The 18,188-nt window shown below is 54.9% G+C and carries 16 protein-coding genes; all 16 read right to left on the bottom strand.

All coding sequences use genetic code 11. From position 1 onward, the window contains the following. Window positions 1-32: 32 nt before the first annotated feature. Complete coding sequence (locus PT964_RS06310; RefSeq protein ID WP_274362486.1) at window positions 33-782, bottom strand: WecB/TagA/CpsF family glycosyltransferase; 750 nt, start codon at window positions 780-782, stop codon at window positions 33-35. Between the two features lie 12 nt (window positions 783-794). After that, window positions 795-1,913, bottom strand: coding sequence for a polysaccharide pyruvyl transferase CsaB (gene csaB / locus PT964_RS06305; RefSeq protein WP_274362485.1), 1,119 nt, complete (start codon window positions 1,911-1,913; stop codon window positions 795-797). Beyond that, window positions 1,886-3,943, bottom strand: coding sequence for a DUF5693 family protein (locus PT964_RS06300; protein WP_274362484.1), 2,058 nt, complete (start codon window positions 3,941-3,943; stop codon window positions 1,886-1,888). The genes csaB and PT964_RS06300 overlap by 28 nt, the downstream gene beginning before the upstream one ends. Before the next feature lie 19 nt (window positions 3,944-3,962). Continuing rightward, on the bottom strand, window positions 3,963-5,678 hold the full coding sequence (locus PT964_RS06295; RefSeq protein WP_274362483.1) for a phospho-sugar mutase: 1,716 nt from the start codon (window positions 5,676-5,678) through the stop codon (window positions 3,963-3,965). Between the two features lie 23 nt (window positions 5,679-5,701). After that, the gene (fabZ, locus tag PT964_RS06290; RefSeq protein WP_274362482.1) at window positions 5,702-6,127 is read right to left on the bottom strand and encodes a 3-hydroxyacyl-ACP dehydratase FabZ; all 426 of its coding nucleotides are present in this window, start codon (window positions 6,125-6,127) and stop codon (window positions 5,702-5,704) included. Between the two features lie 186 nt (window positions 6,128-6,313). Further along, entirely contained in the window at window positions 6,314-6,547 is a 234-nt protein-coding gene (locus tag PT964_RS06285; protein ID WP_274362481.1) for a DNA-directed RNA polymerase subunit beta, read from the bottom strand. 27 nt (window positions 6,548-6,574) lie between these two features. After that, the gene (locus PT964_RS06280) at window positions 6,575-7,438 is read right to left on the bottom strand and encodes a flagellar hook-basal body protein (RefSeq protein WP_274362480.1); all 864 of its coding nucleotides are present in this window, start codon (window positions 7,436-7,438) and stop codon (window positions 6,575-6,577) included. Beyond that, a complete protein-coding gene (locus PT964_RS06275) occupies window positions 7,435-8,322 on the bottom strand; it encodes a flagellar hook-basal body protein (RefSeq protein WP_274362479.1) in 888 nt (295 codons plus the stop codon). The genes PT964_RS06280 and PT964_RS06275 overlap by 4 nt, the downstream gene beginning before the upstream one ends. A gap of 19 nt (window positions 8,323-8,341) precedes the next feature. Then, a complete protein-coding gene (gene mreB, locus PT964_RS06270; protein ID WP_274362478.1) occupies window positions 8,342-9,337 on the bottom strand; it encodes a rod shape-determining protein in 996 nt (331 codons plus the stop codon). A gap of 142 nt (window positions 9,338-9,479) precedes the next feature. After that, a complete protein-coding gene (gene spoIIID, locus PT964_RS06265; RefSeq protein WP_274362477.1) occupies window positions 9,480-9,770 on the bottom strand; it encodes a sporulation transcriptional regulator SpoIIID in 291 nt (96 codons plus the stop codon). Window positions 9,771-9,946: 176 nt separating this feature from the next. Continuing rightward, window positions 9,947-10,660, bottom strand: coding sequence for a M23 family metallopeptidase (locus PT964_RS06260; RefSeq protein WP_274362476.1), 714 nt, complete (start codon window positions 10,658-10,660; stop codon window positions 9,947-9,949). A gap of 78 nt (window positions 10,661-10,738) precedes the next feature. After that, on the bottom strand, window positions 10,739-11,806 hold the full coding sequence (gene spoIID, locus PT964_RS06255; RefSeq protein ID WP_274362475.1) for a stage II sporulation protein D: 1,068 nt from the start codon (window positions 11,804-11,806) through the stop codon (window positions 10,739-10,741). 225 nt (window positions 11,807-12,031) lie between these two features. After that, entirely contained in the window at window positions 12,032-13,357 is a 1,326-nt protein-coding gene (murA, locus tag PT964_RS06250) for a UDP-N-acetylglucosamine 1-carboxyvinyltransferase (RefSeq protein WP_274362474.1), read from the bottom strand. Window positions 13,358-13,638: 281 nt separating this feature from the next. Then, complete coding sequence (locus PT964_RS06245) at window positions 13,639-13,893, bottom strand: DUF1146 domain-containing protein (protein WP_274362473.1); 255 nt, start codon at window positions 13,891-13,893, stop codon at window positions 13,639-13,641. Between the two features lie 38 nt (window positions 13,894-13,931). Then, window positions 13,932-16,496 carry a S8 family peptidase gene (locus PT964_RS06240; RefSeq protein ID WP_274362472.1) on the bottom strand — a complete coding sequence of 855 codons (2,565 nt, stop codon included), beginning with the start codon at window positions 16,494-16,496 and terminating at the stop codon, window positions 13,932-13,934. A 158-nt stretch (window positions 16,497-16,654) separates the two neighbouring features. Further along, a complete protein-coding gene (locus PT964_RS06235) occupies window positions 16,655-18,187 on the bottom strand; it encodes an NADH-quinone oxidoreductase subunit N (RefSeq protein WP_274362471.1) in 1,533 nt (510 codons plus the stop codon). Window position 18,188 lies beyond the last annotated feature (1 nt).

Genomic DNA, 18,188 nt, shown 5'->3' with positions numbered 1-18,188 from the left:
GTTTTCAGTATGCAGAGCATATAAGCCCACCGTTAGCGAATATTTTCTCCCTTAAGGAGCACTTTTAACGCGAATTTCGGCAGCACCGTCATTCGAGGCAATCGGGACGGCTCCTGCGCCAGCCGGTACAGCCACTCCAGCTTGACGGCCCGCATCCATTTCGGCGCCCGCTTGATGCGGCCCGACATAACGTCGAAGCTTCCGCCCACGCCGATCATGACCGGGACCTTCAGCCGGTCCTTATATTTCGTAATCCATACGTCCTGCGTGCTCATCGAGCGCCCCACCAGAAGTAAATCCGGCGCAGCCTCGACAATTTCCTTCACTACGCTGTCGTCCTCATCCGGTCCGAAATAACCGTTTCGGCACCCGACGAATCGAAGTCCCGGATATTTCACCGCCATATTGTCGCGTGCCGCTTCAATGTTTTCCTGCGACGCCCCGAGAAAAAACACGCGCCAACCTTCTTCGTTGCCGACTTTAAACAGCTCCTGCACCAGATCGAAGCCGGCGACCCTCTCCGCTACCGGCTTGCCGACGCGGGAAGCGGCCCATACAAGACCCGCTCCGTCCGGCACCACCATATCCGCGTTCTTCAGCATGGCCATGAAGCTCGGATTTTGCAGCCCTTCCATTACCATGATCGGATTCGCCGTAACGACGTGATGCGCGTTCCGCTCATGGACTGCCTCGGTTAAGTAACGAACCGTCTGCCGCATGTTCATTTTGGAAATCGGTATGCCAAACACGGTAACGGTTTCGAATTTGTTGTCTAATTCCATTATCGACCAACCTTATATACGTAATTCTCGCACAATTTGTTTCGCGGGTTCAAGCGAATCCCGCTGTAATCGTTCGATCGCCTCACGCCTTTGAGCCGCCCAAGCGTCCGCAGTCCTAATGCATTCCAATGTCGTTCGGGCTAACGTCTCCGCCGACAGCGAGTCCGTCGTCCCGGCCGGCGCGTCTCCCAGCCTTCTTAGAAACTGATCGATCTTAGGGTCGTAAGATACGCCGATCGCCGGAATGAACGAAGTGGCCGCATAGATCAAGGAATGCAGCCGCATGCCGATCAGCGCGGCACACTGCGATACTTCCCGCAGCATATCCTCAGGGTGCTCCGTGCCCGGATGCACCGTTACGCGATCCGGACCGAACCCCATCGATAACAGCTTTTCCGCCACAACTCGAGAGGCATCCAAATCCGAAGGCAAGTGAAACGGCAAAAAGGTTACGCCGCAATCGGAACGTTCCATAAGCAAAGCGAGGCCTACCGCAACGGCATCCAGATCCGCACGGTCCTCCCGCCAAAATCGCACCGATACACCGACAGTTTTGCCGCGATCGGCGCCGGACCTCCGTAAACGGGCCGACACCCCGAGCCCCATAACCGGATCGGGAACGACCTGCACCTCTTTCCCGTTCAGGCCGAGTGCGGCGAGCAGCTCCTTCGACTCTTCGTCCCGCACCGATACGTATTTGCACGCGCGGAGCACGGACCGAATCATCGGTCCGAACAAACCGCGGCGAAGCACCGGACCGATGCCTTGTGCGTAAACATACGTCGGCTTGCCCATCAGCTGAGCAAGCTTTATGACGCCAAGATAGTAAGGGATCGTTTTGACTCCCGTTACATCTTGCAGCAAGCTGCCGCCGCCGCTGATCAATGCGCCGGCGCTCCGCACGGCTGAAATCAGCTCTTTGGGGCGCATGCGGTGTACGGCTTCCACGCCGTACATCCGCGCCGTCTCCGCCGGGTTCGCCGACAAGACGACGGGCGTAACGGAGACGCCCTGCCGCTCGCTCTCCTCGCGAAGCGCGGATACAATCGAATGAAGCACCGCCTCATCCCCGCTGTTTCGGAAGCCGTAATAGCCGGAGATGACTATTCTTTTATGATTGACTTGGCCCATACTCTCCATCCTTTGTCGGCGATTCTCCATACCGCTGTCAGAATAACGCCGATCATTGCGCCGAAAATTACGCCATACATCACTCTAATGAAAGATATGAAGACCGGCGTATGAAGATGTGCGAACGTATCGACCGCCGAAAGCTGTCCGATCGAGGCCGCGGCAATAAGGAACAAGCCGAGCCTTTGACGGGCGAATACGGTCAAATATACCCCCAGAACGAAGATCGGGTGGGCAAACAAAAACTCTTTGGTTCTCGGCCTTACTCCCAGCGTATCCTGCAGCGTCTGGCGGAATAACCGCTCCAAATCCGACGTTTGGCCGGCGTTGCCCGTACGGGACAAGTAGTAGAGGACGGCAAGCCCCCCGATGCCCGCAATGATGACCCACAGCACCGTGACGTTGGTTTGCAGAAAATCTACGATCCGCTTCAACGCCGACCGGTTGTCGTTCTCCCGCTCCCGATGGAAAAACAGTAAATATCCGAACGCTAGTACAATCGGCAAAAGATGCAGCAGGCTGACTCCGCGGAACTGTTGAAGCACATATAAATAGCTGACTTCTTGCAGAAGCCCTACAATATAGAAAATACCCGCGAAAGAGACGGCGGTCGTTACCGCGAGCAGTCTGACTCCGTATAACGCCGCTCCGAACGCGGTTCCGGCTTCATTGCGATGCGACGCTTTGCGCGCGGACGCCCTGCGCAGCGCGAACACAATGGCGATCGTCGGAGCGGCAATGCCCGCACCGAGCGCAAGTCCTTGAGCCAGAAGCGAAGGGGACAGCACGTACAAGCCTGCCGACCCGATTAGACCGAGAGCAAACACGGCCAAAGCAAGGCGCGGGAAGAACAGCTCGAACATCAATGCGATCAACGCGATCGCACCGAGCGTAGCAACTGCTTTTAATGGCAGCTCAGCCCCGTTGGCGGGGAACAGATCCGCCTTCACGAACGGCTTTGCTTCCCCTAGCGTGCTTCCTTCCTTCTGAATGCGCGCCAAGGCGCCTTCCGGTCCGCGTAAGCTTAGCAGCACATTGCCGATCGTATCCTTGCGCACGCCGTTCTCCGCATCCATCGACGCTTGGACGTTCAGAAAGATCATTCGAATATTGCGGTCCTGAACGGCTAGGGCGAACCTGTCGGAGAGATCGTCAGACGACCTTCCCGACATATTGGCCGGCAGCGAGTGCAGACGAACGACATTGTAATCGGTAAGATACGCGAGCGTATTCAGCCCTTTCTGAGGCTTGGCCAATTCAATCGTGGCAAGACCGATGCCTCGCTCGTTCATCATCTCCGCCATTGCGGCAAGAGAGTTTTTCTCCGCGTTGTCCTTCATGCCGGTTACGGCCGAGCCTTCAAATATAATGCGATTGATGCCACGCTCCGCCAATCCGTCAAGAAGCTTCTCCATATGCTCCTGATTAAAAGGCCGTTGATCCGTCAATCGAATGACAAGATGAAACCCTAATTTTTGCAGCTCCGCCATCGTAATCGGATCCGGGTCCATCGCCTGAAGCGATGCCTGGTCCTTCGGCATGGCAATCTTCAGGCCTTGCAGACCGTCATACTGCCACGGGGTTACCTCCACCTGCAAAGCGGAGAACGCTTCTTCAACCAAAGGCCGGATTAACCGCTCCGACGCGTCCCCGAGAAAAAGCACGTATGTGCTTTTATCGTTGGCGGGGACCTTGAAGCCTGTAAGAATAGCCGCCTCGGAGGAGGAGAGCGACTGGATCCGGCCGCTTAACTCCAGCTCGCGGAGCGAGCTCTCGTAAACGGCCATCGAATGAATCCCCGCCTCCTTCATCTCGATGAGACGTTCCAGCGTATATTCGGACGGCTTGCTCCGAAATGCCGACACTTCCAGCAGGTCGCGATAATCGAATACAAATTCAACGGAACGGGAAGATCGCTCGGTTTCGATTCGTTGGAAGGCAAGCGGCAGTGTGCATAATATTCCGGCAATCGTCAACGCCCATAGGACGGGTTTGATTCTCCGCGACAAGCGGAAGTAGGAAGAAAGCAAAAATAACACTCCTTATTGATTAAATCGCAGAATCGATCTTCGACATGACGTCTTGAACGAGGGCATCCATCTTAGCTTGCGCATCGGGGCCGCTTGTACCCTTTACGGCAAAATACGTTTTTATTTTCGGCTCGGTTCCCGACGGACGCAAACAAAACCAGGAACCGTCTTCAAGCTTGAATTTCAGAACGTTTTCCAGCGGCAAACCGTGCACGTCCTGCAAATAATCCAGCTTCTCCGCGACAGGAATTCCGGCGGCGGCGCTCGGCGAATGCAACCGCCATTCGTCCATCAGTGCGCGCATTTTCTCAAGGCCGTCTTTGCCCTTGAGCGTTCTCGCCTGCAAAGATTCCAAATAATGTCCATGCCGCTCGTACAATCGCTGCAGAACGTCGAACATGGATAATCCTTTGTGTTTCCAATATACGCACGCCTCGGCTATAAGCAGCGAAGCGAGAACGGCATCCTTATCGCGGGCATAATTGCCGGCAAGATATCCGTAGCTTTCCTCGTATCCGAATATAAATGAGTGCTCTCCCGTCCGCTCGAACTGCGTCATTTGTTCCCCGATGTATTTAAAGCCCGTCAGCGTGTTGATCACTTTAGCGCCGTAATGGCGGGCCACTTCGCCGCCCAGCTCGCTGGTTACGATCGTCTTGATGACGACGGCATTCGAGGGGATTGCTCCGCGCGCCGATAAATTTTCCATGATATATTCGGCAATCAGCGCCCCGGTTTGGTTGCCGTTCAGCACGAAGTAGGACCCGTCCCCGCCCTTTACCACCGCTCCTACGCGGTCGCAGTCGGGGTCCGTGCCTAGAAGCAGGTCCGCCCCGGACCGTTCCGCCAACCGAAGAGCGAGCGTGAACGCTTCGCGTTCTTCGGGGTTGGGCGACTTTACGGTCGAAAATTGCGGATCGGGGAGCTCCTGCTCCGGGACAACAAGGACGTCCTTAAAGCCGGCCGCCGCAAGCGCCCGCCGAACCGGCACATTGCCGGCTCCATGAAGAGGCGTATATACGATCTTGATCGATACGCCCTCCGCTTCGGCATCGCGCGCGGCCGAAGGGTTCGGACTGGCTCCGACAACCGCTTGATTGTATTGCTCGTCGATCTCCTCTCCGATCCATACGAGCTTGCCGTCCGCTTCCGCCTGAGCACGCTCCGCTCTTACGACGTCGCGGAACATATCCACTGAAGCAATTTCCGCCAAAACCTGCTCCGCAGCGCCGGGCACCAACTGGCCTCCGTCGGGCCCATACACTTTATAGCCGTTATATTCCGGCGGGTTATGGCTTGCCGTAATCACGATGCCGGCGGAAGCGTTCAAATACCGTACCGCGAAGCTCAGCTCCGGCGTCGGACGCAGACTGTCGAATACGTATACCTTAATGCCGTTGCCGGCAAGAACGAGCGCCGCCTCCAAGGCAAATTCAGGGGATTGATTTCTGGAATCATACGCAATGACGACGGAGGGCTCCTGCATACCCATCGCATTAACATATTGGGCAAGCCCCTGACTCGCTCTGCCGACCGTATAACGGTTCATCCGGTTCGTTCCGGCGCCGATTACGCCGCGCAAACCGCCGGTCCCGAACTCCAAATCGCGATAAAACCGATCCTCTATTTCCTTATCGTTCCCTTCCAAGGCTTGAAGCTCGGCCTTCGTTCCGCTATCGACAGCCGGGTCGCTAAGCCAGCTGCGGTAAAGCTTCATTATGACACTGTCATTCATCCGGTCATCCTCCTCGCGAACACTTATTTCTGGATGGCAAACATGAGCTCCGCTTCCGCTACGACCTTTCCGTCGACCGTCGCCGTAGCGTTTCCTTTGCCGATCGTTCCCTTCATGCGGGTTATGACCACTTCAAGCCGAAGCGTGTCGCCGGGAACGACTTGCCCGCGGAAGCGCGCTCCGTCAATTCCGGCGAAGAATGCGATTTTCCCTTTGTTTTCCTCAACGCTGAGAATGGCTGCCGCCCCGACTTGGGCAAGCGCTTCTATGATTAACACGCCCGGCATAACCGGAAATTCGGGAAAATGCCCGAGGAAATGCGGTTCATTCATCGTCACGTTCTTGATTCCGACGGCACGCACCCCGGACTCCAGTTCTAAAATGCGGTCCACCAGCAGGAACGGCGGACGATGCGGGATAATCTCTTGCAACTGACGTACGTCAAGCATGAATAAGTCCTCCTTCGGATACAATAACCATTGTCCCTTCACGATCTGCAGTAGTGAGGGTTCACATAAGGGGCGTAACCGCTACACGAAAAGCGGCTTATGCCCTTTTTTCGGCAATTCCCCATCATTATACCGTTCCCTTATGAGAAAAAAAACTCCCTCTAAAGCAGGAGGGAGTTCGATCTATTAAGCAGGCGCAAACACTAAATCGAGCATATGCTTCCAAGTATCGATGCGCAAAACGTCCGCCGGGTCGCCGCCGCCGAAATTGGCGTAACCGATCCGCAGTCCGACATAAAGCCCGGCAATACAAAGGATAGGGAATGTTATCCATTTAATGACTGTAAACATTCGGCGGACGGCCGGATTGCGCTTTTTGGAAGGCTTATCCTTCGGTCCTGCATTGCTGCTGTTTGGCATAATCATTCATTCCTTGCATTTCTTGAATTACGCTCGCAAATTATTGGCGAGACTCATAAGCGTATCGCTCGAGGTGATCGCTCTTGCGTTCATCTGGTATGCCCTTTGAAGGGTCATCAATTCCGTCATTTCTTCCGTCAAATTCACATTCGATTGCTCCGCAAAGCCTTGACGCACGGCCACTCTGGTCGATTCGTTAATATTGTTGTTCGCGGCCGTCACGGTTTCCAGCACTTGATCCGCCGTTACTCCAGGAGGCATGCCGAACAAATTGTTTCCCTCGTTAATAAGCACCTGCGGATAAATCGCCCGAACGAGCTTGAGCCGTCCGATCTCCACCGGAGTCGATTCCGGAGCCGCCGAATTCCGGGCGGATATCGCCCCGTCCTCTCTTACGACGATCTCATAATTGAGCGGAATGCGAATCGGCTGATTATTGGCATTTAACACCCGATAGCCTTCCGATGTCGTTAAAAACATCTCGTCCGGATTGTCTCCGGTCGGGGTTAGCTTGAAGGAGCCGTCCCTCGTCCATGCGACTTTAGGATTTCCCGCATCATCTACGCTATCCGTCTGCACCTCGAACAGGCCGTTGCCTTCGATGCCGATATCGAACGGATTCCCGGTCAAGTTGAGCGCGCCCTGCTCCAAGTTTATTTCTACCTGTCCGATCTTCGCGCCCCATCCTTGCGGCAGCCCGAGCGGGGTTAACCGCCCGTTGCGCTCGAACGTTGCAGGCTGATTCGAAACGTTCGTCAAAATATCCTGGAACGAGGCGTCCCGCCGCTTATATCCGGTAGTATTCACGTTCGCGATATTGTGCGCGAGCACGTCGAGCTTCTGTTGGAGCGCCTGCATCGAGACGAAGGCGTTAATCATGGAATGGTTCATACTCTGCCCACCTCGTTAACCGCCTTCTCCAGGCTCTTGTCGTAAAATTGGACGATTCGCTGGTTCGTCTCGTAAGCCCGCTGCGCCGCCATCAAATCGGTCATCGATTGAATCGGGTCGACGTTGCTGCTTTCTACAAAGCCCTGATACACCGTCAGATCGTCGCCGGGTCCCACCGCTTGAGGAGGATCGTCCTCTTCCGGCAAGCGGAAGTTTCCGAAGCCGTCGCGAACGAGCCGGTTCGGATTTTCGATCCGGACAACCATCAGCGAAATCGGATCGCCGTTCGCATCCACGATCGGAGCACCGGTAATGCCGTCAATGAATGTGCCGTTCTCCGTCGCCTTCACTTCGGAGACGGAGCGGTCGAATTGAATCGGGCGGCGCCGGCTGTCGAGTACCAGATGACCGTCGGAGGTGACGAGCTGCCCGGCGGCGTCGATCGTAAACTTGCCGTTCCGCGTATAGCGTTCCCGGCCTTCCGCATCCCTTGTCGCAAACATCGCCTGCGGCTGGTAGGTCACTTCGCCGTCGGGAGAAACGTACTTGCCGGATGCGTCGAAGGTAACGCCGTCGATTTGAATATTGGATATAATGGCAAAATCGGACGGATCCCGCGTCTCCATCAGCTCCCCCTGCTTGAAAATATGGGGAACCTCTTCGACGAAGACGCCCGTGTTGAGCCGCCCAAGGCTTTTCACCAGCTTGGCCGGCGCTTTTCCTTCATCAACGAAGGAAATGAGCATTTCCGGAAACGAGCGCGAAATAGCCACGTTCGCTTTATACCCCGGCGTGTTGATATTTGCTATATTGTTAGTCACGGTGTCGTGTCTGCGCTGGTTTGCAATCATGCCCGCCGCCGCCGTATTTAATCCTCTTAACACGTTGTACCGTCACCTCATCCTATTTTTTTCGCGACACGCGGTCAAGGTTGTCCAGCATAATCCCCGTACCCTTCACGACGCAATGCATCGGATCCTCTGCGATCAACACCGGAACCTTCAGCTGCTCGGCCATCAGCTGATCCAGCCCGTGAAGCAGCGCTCCGCCTCCCGTAATGATGACGCCGCGGTCGATGATATCCGCCGACAGCTCCGGCGGTGTCCGCTCCAGCACCGACTTGGCGGCGACAACGATGGAGGATACCGGCTCCCATAGCGCTTCTTTAATTTCGCTGCTGTGAACGGTGATGGTCAGCGGCAGTCCGCTCACCATATCTCTGCCGCGAATGTCCATCTCCTCGCTGCGTCCGTCCGGCTTGACCGTACCGATCTTGATCTTTATGTCCTCGCTTGTCCGTTCGCCGATCAACAGCTTATATTTGTCCTTTATGTATTTCATAATGGACGCATCGAACTTGTCCCCCGCGACCTTAATAGAAGAGGCGGTTACGATATCGCCCATGGACAGGACGGCCACATCCGTCGTCCCCCCGCCGATATCGACCACCATATTGCCGTACGGTTGGAAAATGTCCATCCCTGCGCCTACGGCCGCCGCCTTCGGCTCCTCTTCCAAGAATACTTCCTTCGCGCCGCTGCGCTCGGCCGCTTCCTGAATGGCCTTCTTCTCTACGGAGGTGATGTTAGTCGGCGCGCAGATCAGGATCCGCGGATGGCTGTACCAATTTCTGCCGCCGACACGTCCGATAAAATGCTTGAGCATCATCTCTGTAATTTCAAAATCCGCAATTACGCCGTCCCTCAGAGGGCGAACCGCTATAATGTTGCCCGGCGTACGGCCGACCATCCGCCTCGCCTCTTCGCCCACTGCCAGCACGCGCTTCGTTTCGCTCTCGATCGCTACAACGGAAGGTTCATCCAATACTACGCCGCGGCCTTTGACATGAATGAGAACGTTAGCCGTCCCCAAGTCAATGCCGATATCTTTGCCAAACATCCAGTAAGCCTCCTCACGGGGTACCCAAAAAAGGGAGAAAAGTCCGATGTCATCATATTTAGCACGTTAACTATAAGGATATTCGCCGCAAATTGATAAAATCCTCTTTTAGGGAGCAGGGAAACTTACGAGGTTTTTTGGGTCAAGAACGCCCGGAGAGCACAGGCGTCTGCTTCGCTTTCGGTTTCGTCTTCTTGTACTTGATTTTGGTCGCTTCCCCGCCGCGCAGGTGGCGAATCGACTTGTGATACTCAAGAATCGTCTTCACTTGATTTGCAAGCTCCGGATTGATCTCCGGAAGCCGTTCGGTGAGATCCTTGTGCACCGTGCTTTTCGACACGCCGAATTCCTTCGCTATAGTTCGAACCGTGTTCTTGGTCTCCACGATGCTGCGGCCGATCTTTATGGTCCGTTCCTTAATATAATCGTGCACGCCCCTCGCCTCCCTGTGTTCGAGATGATTGGTACATTATATTGAGGGGTAGACACACTTATTCTCTATAACCAAGCCTGACAAGCCCGCTCTTTCGCAATAATTTGCAAAAACACAAAAAAATGACCCGGCATCATGAGATACCGAGTCCATTGTATTATTCAGTTACGCCGATTTTATCGCAGTTCGCTTTCAGGATTTACCGGCTTGCCGTCTTTCCATACTTCGAAGTGGAGGTGCACGCTGTCTTTTTCGATCTCGCTGCGGCCCGCGGTAGCGATTTTTTCGCCCTTTTTCACTTCATCGCCTTTGGACACTTGTACGTTCGCCAAGCTTTGGTATACCGTCTCCAGCCCGTTGTCGTGCTGGATCGCCACCACGTAACCGACTACCGGCAGCTGTTCTACGCGAGTAACGGTTCCGCTCATAGCGGCGAGAACGTCGAATGCCTCTTCGTTCGGGCTTGTCAGATCGATACCGGTGTGCGGAGTGAACGTATCGCCGTACTCGACCATTGCCGCCTGGTTGTCTTCATTGGATGCATTCACGTCGAAAAACTCCATCGTTACTTCCAAGCTGTCCTTGTTCCCTACCGGCCAGCCGAGCGTTTCGGCTCCCGCCGTCACCGGCAATGCGTCACCCGAAGTCGCGTCTCCCGCAGTTTCTACTCCGAGCCCGGTTTCGTCTTGCGTCTTCGGCGCGTTTGCGGAATCTTGATAGACCCACATCAGAGTTAGGATGATTGCCGCAGCCGCCATATACGTTGCCGGGAACACCCATTTCTTAGCGAGCAGACGCTTCCAGAACGACGCCGTCTCTCTTCCTTCGCTAGTATTAGGAGATTCTTTTTGCTCCCCCTGCAAAGGATGAATCTTGTTTTCATCTTTCATTGTTCTATCACCTCAGTAGCCATTGTTGCCAGCTACAACTCTTTTATACGTGGCTATTCCGGTGATAGAAAAAATTATTTAGGATACGGCCGCCGGAGGGAGAACATCGCCTAGCGGCACGATGTCTACATCGGTATAATAATAGTGCAGAATATCCTCCGCCGATTTGCCTTGCTTCGCCATGCCGTTCGCGCCCCATTGGCTCATTCCGACGCCGTGGCCGTAGCCGGATGAAGTAAACGTAAGCGTCTTTCCTTTCAGCGCCCATGTAAAATTGGTAGACGGAAGCTCCAGCTTCTCTCGGAATTCGCGGCCCGTGAACACCTTGCCCCCCGCTTCGATTTTCATAATTTTGCCCGTCGGCGAACGCTCAATAACCTTTAAACTTAGCTGGCCTTTCGACTCGGATAACCCTAACCTGCGAAATACCTCCGAACGGTTGATAACCGTCGTGTTTTTGAATTTCGGCGAATAGAGACGGTCCCATGGGCTTTCTACGCTTCTCAAATAGGGCACCCGCTCGCTCCAATAGTTTTCCGAGTCCTCCGTATATCCGTCGCTCGTAGAGAAGAAGGTTGCATGAATCGGCTGGCCCTCGTAAGCAACAATCAGCCCCTTCGTTTCGTTGACGGCTTTTGTCAGCTTGTCTATGTTTTTCGCGTAAGAAAAAAGCCCCCACCGATCCCTAAGCTTCTGTTCCGTTAAATACGCCTGATGGACGACCGTATCGGTCACAACCGCCGAATCGGCCCCCTCGGGCATCGAGCTCCTATCTCCGTCCGCCAGCCGCCGGACTATGTAAGTCCGCGCCGCGATCGCTTGAGCCTTCAGCGCTTCCAGCTCGAATTCGGCCGGCATTTCCGCCGCCAGGACACCCCGGACGTATTCCTCAAGCGGAACCGACACGGTCGTCTTCTCCGCGGTCAAAAATACGGGAACCGCAATGCTTTCCTCCACTTGCACCAGCCGTTCCTGCGGCTGAAGCGGCAGGATCGCCTGCGCCGCCTTGTCCCACTCTTCAAATTTATTTACTAGAATGAGCGGAATGAGCAGAAATACGGCCAGCAATACCGCCGCACCCGCAATAGTGAGCTGCCATTTCATCATACCGTTCGGTCGTTTGCGTATCGTTCTCATTTTGCGCATAGGTATGCATCCTCCCGTTCCTCGCATTGCTATTCTATGAACGAGCCGGCGATGCTAGAACCGCGGAGGACGCGAGGCGCTATATTAGGATTTCACAACGCTATTTTAGGAGCATACGGTCATTCCGCGGATTTGAGTCTATTGAAGCAATAAGCTCAATTTTTGACACAAACGCAAAAAATCCCCGTCCGAAAACCGGACGGGGACCCGCTTCCAGCCATATTATTACGCCAATGAAGGCGTGATCGCAAACAGGCTCAAGCCTTGCTGCTCTTCTTCGATGATTGCGTTCGTGTCGAACCTCGTTACGTCGGCGCCGAGCCTCCTCAGCTTGCCCGCGATATCGACGTATCCGCGATCCAGATGATGCAAGCCCGTAAGCTCCGTCTCTCCGTCCGCCACGAGTCCCGCCAAAATCAGCGCGGCTCCCGCGCGGAGATCGGTCGCGCATACCTTCGCGCCTTTCAACCGGGAATTGCCTTTAATAACGGCGGTCCGGCCTTCGACCTTGATTTGCGCGTTCATGTTTTTAAATTCCGCAACGTGCATGAACCGGTTCTCGAATACCGTCTCGGTAATGATGCTTGTGCCGTCCGACACCGTGAGCAGCGCCATCATCTGCGCCTGCATATCGGTCGGAAAGCCGGGATGCGGCAGCGTCTTAATATCGACGGCCTTCAAGCTTCCGCCGGAACGGACGCGGATGCCGTTCTCATCCTCCTCGATCACCACTCCCATCTCCTGGAGCTTCGAGATGACCGGAGCCAAGTGGTCGGCAATAGCGCCTTCAATGTATACGTCGCTCTTGGTAATGGCGGCGGCAATCATGTACGTGCCCGCTTCGACGCGGTCCGGAATGACCGTATGCGTTACGCCGCAAAGCTTCTCAACTCCCTCGATCCGAATGATGCCGGTCCCCGCGCCGCGAACTTTCCCCCCCATCGCATTGAGGAAGTTCGCGAGGTCGACGATTTCCGGCTCTTTCGCCGCATTCTCGATCGTGGTTACTCCGCTGGCAAGAACGGCCGCCATCATAATGTTCTCCGTTGCGCCGACGCTTGCTACATCGAGGTATATTTTCGCGCCTTGCAGCTTCTTGCCGTTCGTGCGCGCTTCGATAAAGCCTTGCCCGAGATCGATCTCCGCGCCCATCGCTTCGAAGCCCTTGAGGTGCTGATCGATCGGCCTTGTGCCGATGGCGCAGCCGCCCGGGAGCGCGATTCGGGCATATCCCGTTCTTGCAAGAAGAGGACCCATGACGAGAAACGATGCGCGCATTTTGCGAACCAGTTCATACGGGGCTTCCCATCGCTCGAGGTTTTGCGCATTTATGTAGACCGTTTCGTCTTTATAATGAACTTCGATTCCGAGGCTTTGCAGCACTTGGCTGATCGTAATTACATCGTCTAGTGGAGGCGCTTCATGTATTCGGCACTCTCCCTCCGACGCTAAAATCGAGGCCGCGATAATCGGCAGAACGGCGTTTTTTGCACCGCTCACCTTCACATTACCGGACAAACGTCTGCCTCCGCGGATTACAATTTTGCTCATGTAGGTTCCCTCCGCGCTACTCCGCTCTGGTAAGAAAATGTCGTTACGAATAAAGCATGAAAAACTTCAGCCGAATCCCCTTTCAATGAGGGGCGATCGCGCCGTTAAGAAAGCTTTTCGTTTACAAAAATCGACTTGTTTCGGCACACTCAACTCAGTGTAGCATCAGGAAGCGGCTGAAACAACTGTAAACTTTCAACAGTATTCGTAACGAGTTTTCGATTTCAGACGGTATTACTATCCATTGTTAACAAAGCGAGGTTATCCTATTCGGCAGCGACCTAGAATGCCTCGCCGAACAATGCGGTAATGTGAACATATTCAAGCAAAAAACTCCCGAACTGCCTGCCCAAAATGACCGCCAATATAAGATGCAGCAGCTTCGCCTGAGGGCTTCCCGGCGTGCTCACGATTCGCTCGAATTTCAGGCAAAGCAGCGCCCACCAGCAAATGCCGATGCTGAGCAGCATGACGGCAAGCGATACGGCAGGACCGTATATTAATGAAGCATCCGAAACGATTACTTCCGGGTCCATAGTCTCTTCACTCCCACCCCTTATATTGTATCGCCGCTCTACTTCAATAACCGGTCGAGCAGGGCGGCGAATTCCGCCCGGGTCGCCGGAACGTTAGGCCGGAAGGAGCCGTCGTCAAAGCCGTTGACCAGCTTCTCCCGCACCAGAACCTGGACATATCCGGCAGCCCAGTGCCTGCTGGTCATATCCGTAAAAACGACCGTCCCCGTCGTCGTCGGCTTCTTCCCTGCCGCTATAGCCGCCATGGCCGCCATTTCCGCGCGGGTGACCGGTTCGTTCGGCTTGAACGTCCCGTCGGGATAGCCTTTGACGATTTTCGCGGCGGTCGCGCCCGCAATCGCATCGGCGTACCATGTATTATCGCTCACGTCCGGAAACGGCTCCGCTTTACCCGAACTCTTCAGCTTGAATGCGCGGGCAATCATGACGGCCGCCTCGGCGCGCGTTACTTTCCGATCCGGCTGGAAGCGGTAGTTGGCATAGCCGGTCACCACTTTCCCCTCCGTGAGCTTCACGATCGAGTCGCGCGCCCAATGATCGGCAATATCCCGGAAGCCCGCATAAAGCGGCTCGCTGGTGATCCTGATATTATATTGTTTGTCTTGATATGCGGCGTCCGTTTTCAGCTTGATGTAATACGTACCCGCGCCGAGATCATGAGAAAGCTGCAGCTTCGTTGTGCCGAAGGGGCTCGTTTTGCCGAATTTCTGCTTCACGCTCGCATTGTACAACGTGTAGTACATATAACGATCCTTCGGTATTCCTGTAATTTCTACGGTCACAAGGCTTCTGCCGCCCAGCTGAAACTTAAACCAATCCTCGTCGGAGGCGCTGTCGAAGACGCCTTTATAATCCGTGCCGCCGATCATTGTCGTCGCCTGGAACGATCGGTCATTCGGCTCATTCCCGTCGATAAACTTCTTCTCGAAATCGACCGTTAACGTATACTCTCCGGTTACCGGCAGCGGAAAGGGCGTTTTTACGTTTCTGACGCGCACATAATATTTGCCCGGCTTCACTTGATACGCGGGACTGTACTCCGTCGGATCCTCCTCGCTCCCTTCGTCGATCGTTTCCGCAATGGAGCCGCCTTCGGATGCGAAATACAGCTCCGGATCGATCCGGGGGGTATCCGTCTCAACCTTTAATCGCAGCGTGCCCGGAGTCGTGAAGTTCATTGCGAACCAGTCCTGGTCGCTCACCTGGTGGAACGTGCCTCTTACCGTCTGGCTCCGTTCCGGAAGAAGATAAGCCTTGTACGCTTTGTCGTTATCTTCAAAAGGATCCTTGTAAATATGAAACTCCGTTTCCAGCCGGTAGGGGGATACTTCCTCCATCGCTTTCGCTTTGCCGGCCTGCGGGCGAAGATCGATATACACTCTGTCGGTCGTTACCGGAAGCCGCACGAATTTTCCCGTCGACAGATCGAGCACTTTTTTCGGCAAGCCGCCGTTCTTTCCGTAGTACACCGCCTCCGCCGGAATCGGCTTGCCTTCTTCATCCGTAAGCCGAAACCCGATTTCGCCTTGATACGGCGGGTCCAAATAAAACCAGTCGTTGTCCGACTTTCCCTGAAAGGCGCCGCTGATCGAATTGGAGACGGACAGCGCCTTGGCCGTGCCGAACGAATTGTTCGGTTCGTTCATATCTTCGACCGGCGGCATGGACAGCGCCAGGTCGGCGCGGAGCATTCCGTAACCCGTATAGAGGTTCCAACCGTCTTTATGTGACGTTTCGGCGGATTGGCGCAGCCGGTTGCGAACTTCGTACGGCTTAAGATCGGGCTCAAGCCCGAGAATAAGCGCGGCGACGGCGGCCACTTGGGGCGCAGCCATCGACGTGCCTTCTTTATATACGTACCTTCCGCCTACGGCCGTTGTATATACGTACCACGGAGCAATGAGATCCACCTCCGGGCCGTAGTTGGACATCGCTTTATACTCATTCGTTACCGAGGCTCCTCCGACGCCGACTACCGTCGGATATGCGGCCGGATATTTCACGGTTTGCCCCTCATTGCCTGTGGCGGCAATCAGCAGTACCCCCTTCTGCTCCGCCTCGTTCACGATTTCATACAAATAGGTTGAATACAGATTCAATCCGAGAGACAGCACAATAATGTCCGCCCCGTGATCGATTGCGTACTTGATTCCTTCGCCTAAATGTTCTTCGTCCCCTTTGCCGTCGCTGCCGATCGCCTTCACAGGCATAAGATTGACGTTGGGCGCAATCCCCGCAATCCCCTTCTCATTGTTCCGAATCGCCGCAATAATTCCGGCCACGTTCGTACCGTGCCCATGGTCGTCTTGAGGCGGCTTCGCGGGCTCCAGTATGTTCTTGCCCTCCACCAGCCTGTCCTTAAGATCGGGATGGTTTAAGTCGATGCCGCTATCCACGATGGCGACCGTTACGGTCTTCAGCTGGCGCCCCTTCAAATATTCCCAGGCTTCCGGAACATGAATCTGCGTTAAATATTTTTGTTTATCGTAATGAGGATCGTTCACGGGCAACGCGGCAGCCTGAGCGGCGGCCGCGCTCCCTTGGCCGAGCAGCAGCGCGAACGCGGCAATTGCCGCCCCGAATGCAATCCAAATGTTTTTCATCGCGAGTCATCCTTGTTCTGTTTGTTCCACGAGTATCATGTGTATGCTCCATTCCTCTATTTATTCGATATGCACCTTCGAAAACCCTTTAGGAAAAAAGTAGCGCCTGCCCCGCATCGATGAGCGATGCAAGGCAGGCGCCATAAAAATTCGCATAATTATTTTGTAAAGAAGAAGTCGGTGCTGAACCGGAATACGTTTTCCAGCAAGCTCAAGATTTGTCCCGGAACGAGGCCGAGGACTACGCTTGCCGCCGCGGTCAGCCATAAGACGGTGCCGTGCACCGGATGAACCTTCACTTCCGGGGCGCCGTGACCGGGCCTCATGAACATTTGGCGGATGACGCCGAAATAGTAATAGAACGCAACGGCACTAGTAACGATCATGATCAGCGCCAGCCAAATGAGCTTCATCTGCAGGGCTCCGAACAAGATGAACAGCTTTCCGAAGAAGCCGCCCGTAATCGGAATGCCCGCCAGCGACAGCACGATAATGATGATGGCGATCGCCGTCACCGGCGCTCGATGATAAAGTCCTTCGAACGCCTTAAGCTCCTCGTTCCCTGAAGATGCGCTGACGATCGCGAGCGCGGCGAAGGCGCCGAGATTCATCAGCAGGTATGCGGCCAAATAATAAACGAGCTCAGCGAAGCCGCTCATATGGAATATTCCAATCTCGTAATTGGAGACGATCGGCACAAGCATGTATCCCGCATTCGCAACGCCGGAAAGCGCCAGCAGCCGCTTCATATTGCTTTGGCGAAGCGCCATCGCGTTGCCGACAATCATAGCGAGCGCAGCCAGCACCGCGAACGATAAAAATATATCGTCCTTGATCGGAAAATCCTCCGATCCGGAGCCTACTTGGAAGTAGACCGTGTACATGAGCCGGAACAAGAGCGCAAAGCCCGCGGCTTTGGATACAACGGCAAGGTATGCCGCTACAGGCGTTGTCGAGCCTTGGTAAACGTCCGGCGCCCACGTATGGAACGGAACGGCTGCGACCTTGAAGCCGAGACCCGCCAGCATGAGGAAGAAGCTGACGTATAGGAGCGCTTCATTGCCGGCTGCGGCGTTGCGCAGCGCGTCGTTTACTTCAAACAAATTGGTGGATCCGGACAGCCCGTACAAGAACGACATCCCGTATAATATGAACGCGGACGATATGGCGCCCATTACGATATATTTGAACGCCGCTTCGCCGGAGACGGAAACCTTTTTCCGGAAGCCTACCAAAATATAAGAGGTGATGCTAAGCAGTTCTAGTCCGACGTACAGCGTAATCATGTCGGTCGAGGAAGCCGTAATCATGGCCCCAAGCGTTGCCGGAAGGAAGAAGTAATAATACTCCCCCACATCGTCCGTGCTCAGCCGCTCTTTGTTCATCCCGATGCCGATCAACACGGTCAAGGCCGTACCGGCCAGGAAGATCAGCTTCATCACGACGGCAAAATCATCGATCCGGTAAGAACCGTTCATGAGAATGGTCGGCTCGCTCGTTCCGCCCTGCATTACCGTAAATACGCCCGATACCGCCAAAGCGGCCAGCGCCAACCAGCCTATCGCCGTTCGGCTCGCCGTACGCGGCATCAGCAAATCCATTACGGACAGGACCACCGCTGCGATGACCAGCGTCAGTTCGGGAGCCAGATAGGCTAAATCTTCAACGTGCAAACGTTGCAGCTCATCCATC

Source organism: Paenibacillus thermotolerans (genome assembly GCF_028745515.1).
Classification (GTDB): domain Bacteria; phylum Bacillota; class Bacilli; order Paenibacillales; family YIM-B00363; genus Paenibacillus_AE; species Paenibacillus_AE thermotolerans.
Note: the sequence above shows the minus strand (reverse complement) of the source record. Positions and strands in the feature narration are given on the sequence as shown.